The sequence below is a fragment of the Candidatus Seribacter sulfatis genome (assembly GCF_964187635.1).
Lineage (GTDB): Bacteria > Verrucomicrobiota > Verrucomicrobiia > Opitutales > Seribacteraceae > Seribacter > Seribacter sulfatis.
This window is the reverse complement of the sequence record NZ_CAXLMO010000051.1, coordinates 1-2,897: the sequence shown is the minus strand read 5'-3', so window position 1 is coordinate 2,897 and position 2,897 is coordinate 1. Positions and strand designations below refer to the sequence as shown.

Below are 2,897 nucleotides of genomic sequence, written 5' to 3'. Positions count from 1 at the left end.
TATGTATCCTTATTGTCTTTATAGGCGCAGGGTTGTAAATGAGGACGATCCGAGTACCCGTTTCGAATGTACTTATAGCGCAATGTCCGAACCGCACGGATACGGTCATAAGTCTCATCACATCGATCTCTGGCACTTACCGCAAATTTTCGTTTGACCGCAGCAGGACCAAAAAGTGTTCGGGCTTCCATATACTTCGGTATATCAATACCCGCGAAATAAAGAGAGGTGGCGGCCAAATCGATATGCAACACTGGTTGTTTTCTTACCGTTCCACCTTTGACCCGATTAGGAGCATGAACAAAGAAAGGAATCATCATGCCCTCATCATAACAAAACTGTTTCCCCCGTGCATGACTAACTCCATGATCGGTAATGAAAAGGATTACTGTATTTTCAAATTCACCCTCCTTTTTTAAACGATCAACAATTTGACCAACCTGAAAATCCATCAGGCTGAAGGTGTCCAGATAAGCGGCCCAGTCTTCGAGAACCACCGGATGCCTTGGGTAGTATGGTGGCAATTTAACATCGGCAGATTTAACATGAGGAATATCTTTTGACGAACGGGCCTGGGAACGGGCCTTCCCTCCACTAAGGCAAATCTTTGCGAAGAAAGGTTGCTCCTTCTTTCGACCTGACCATTCGGCTGAATCAAAAACGCTGGGGTTCCATTCAAAATTATAGTCCGATTTCCCCAGTCTATTTTTATGTTTTGGGCTGGCAGTACCTGCGGCTGGCCCACTTGAACCTAAACAGGTGTAGTAACCGGCGTCTTTAAATAATTCAGGGATTAATTTGATATGGTCCGGTTTCTGAATTTTCACTTCACCACGCCCGCTTCGGTGATGATGTGCTCCAATACTCGTCTGAAACATACCGGTGATCAATGCTGAACGGGCAGTTGAACAGACGGGTGCGGTGACAGAGGCATTGGTGAAGCGAATTCCATTAGCAGCTAATCCATCCAGCACCGGAGTGTGGACAAGTTTTTCTCCATTAAAACCGTAGTGTTTTGATTGGTCCTCAACAACCAGCCAAAGAATATTGGGACGATTTTGTTCCGCACTTAAAAAGCTAAAACTTGAGAAGGTATAATAAAGAAAGATTAAAATTAAAACAGGTTTCATGACCCGCATCTTAATTTCAACTTACGCATTCAAACAAGTTTATAAGATCCCTTAAACTCACTTCTTCAAGTGAGTGAAGATACCAATTTGCATCTTTAAGACTAGACGCGTTATGAATTGCAGTGATTCCCAAAACCTTCATGCCTGCGTTTTTTGCGGATGACACTCCATTTGGGGAATCATCAATCGCTAAACAAGCTGAAGGAGAAATCCCCATCCCTTCTGCAGCTTTTGCATAAGTGGCGGGGTCAGGTTTTGTTTTAGCTACATCATCACTGGTAACTATGGACTGAAATAACCCGTTTAACTTTCCTCCCGCCAGAGTGGAAAAAGCAGCTTCCACATCGGACCTTCTTGATCCAGTGGCCAATCCAATCGGAAACTTCTCGGCAACCGAACAGACTAATTCAATAGCTCCAGGCATTGCAGTAGCTGATTCCCCAACCAGTCTTTGATAGGCTACAGCTTTCTTTTTCGACCATTCCTGAAATAAGGATTCATCATATTCTATCCCGGAAAACTCAGCCAAGCGTCCCATGGCAAAGCGTTCATCCCCACCCGTACACTTGGTAAGAAAAGTTTCATAGGTTTGATTCATCCGCTCACCCATTGCTTCGCAAATCGCACTGTAATGAGTGTGTTCGCTTTCGATAATTACACCGTCCATATCAAAGACGACACCCTTTAATTTGGCCGTCATATGATTAGGAGATCAAACTTGAAAAACCCTCAGGCAAATACATCCATCACGGGGTTTGCCTTGTCTCCACCTACTAGAAATGGACGACCTGATGATGCTTGAAATTTTTCTTGGAGGGGAAGACCCGCGGCCCATCCGATCGTTGCATGAAGGTCCGGAACCGTGACCGGATCATTCGGCAATGCTCCGTCTTGATCGCTTGAACCATAGACATAGCCCCTTTTTACCCCACCACCTGCTAAGACAGAAGAGTAACAGATTGGATAATGTCCACGTCCATTACCGCTGTATTGGGGCTTGCGACCAAACTCGGTGGCCAGAACCACCAATGTTTCATCCAGTAATCCCCTTGCTTCCAAATCAGCAATCAAGGCAGCATATGCCTGATCCAAGGGTGGACTTAAATCTTCCATTTCACTTTCGAGGTTATTATGCATATCCCATCCATCGGTTGCCACCTCAACAAACCTGACTCCAGTTTCAACAAGTCGACGAGCCAGCAAACACCCCTGGCCAAACTTATTTAAACCGAATTTTTCGCGAGTAGCACTGTTCTCTTTTGAAATATCGAATGCATCGAGATCCTTACTTTTAAGTAATCTCAGTGTATTATCGTAAAATTCGCGATAGGACCTGACATTGTCATCCTGGTAGCGTGCTGAAAAAAAGGAGCTTAACTTCTCAGAAAGTTTTAATTTATTTCCCAATGCCTCGCTCCCTCCCCGCGTAGCAATGTTTCGAAGGCCGGTATCGGGATCGAGAATGGGAATCGGACTGTAGGCGGTCGGAAAGAATCCATTCCCTTGTTTGGGTGAAGTATTGATACAAGCAGAGGACGGAAGTGTATCATGACTTGACCCGAGATAGTGCTGTGACCACGCCCCAAGATTTGGATGTTTAACGGTATTACGTTGGGCAAAGGCAGTGCGCATAAAGTATTGAGCCGGTCCATGAACTCCAATTTTTGCAGTCATACTCCGGATTAAACAAATTTTATCTGCAATTTTCGCAGTCTTAGGAAGATATTCCGTAACCTGAAAATCTGCTTTTGTTTTAATCGCTTTGCC

At 44.7% G+C, this 2,897-nt stretch carries 3 protein-coding genes; all 3 read right to left on the bottom strand.

Annotated features, from left to right (window positions below; genetic code table 11):
• On the bottom strand, positions 1-1,130 hold a 1,130-nt coding region (locus ACKPQ5_RS05810), incomplete at its 3' end, for a sulfatase family protein (RefSeq protein WP_407678154.1).
• Positions 1,131-1,146: 16 nt separating this feature from the next.
• Positions 1,147-1,830 (bottom strand): HAD family hydrolase, encoded by a 684-nt coding sequence (locus ACKPQ5_RS05805; RefSeq protein WP_407678153.1) that lies wholly within the window; start codon positions 1,828-1,830, stop codon positions 1,147-1,149.
• A 29-nt stretch (positions 1,831-1,859) separates the two neighbouring features.
• A partial coding sequence (locus ACKPQ5_RS05800; RefSeq protein WP_407678152.1) for a DUF1501 domain-containing protein occupies positions 1,860-2,897 on the bottom strand: 1,038 nt, incomplete at its 5' end.

Bases quoted from the DNA above. Each gene is read 5' to 3' on its own strand.
- ACKPQ5_RS05805 (WP_407678153.1), bottom strand. From the start codon at position 1,830: ATGACGGCCAAATTAAAGGGTGTCGTCTTTGATATGGACGGTGTAATT.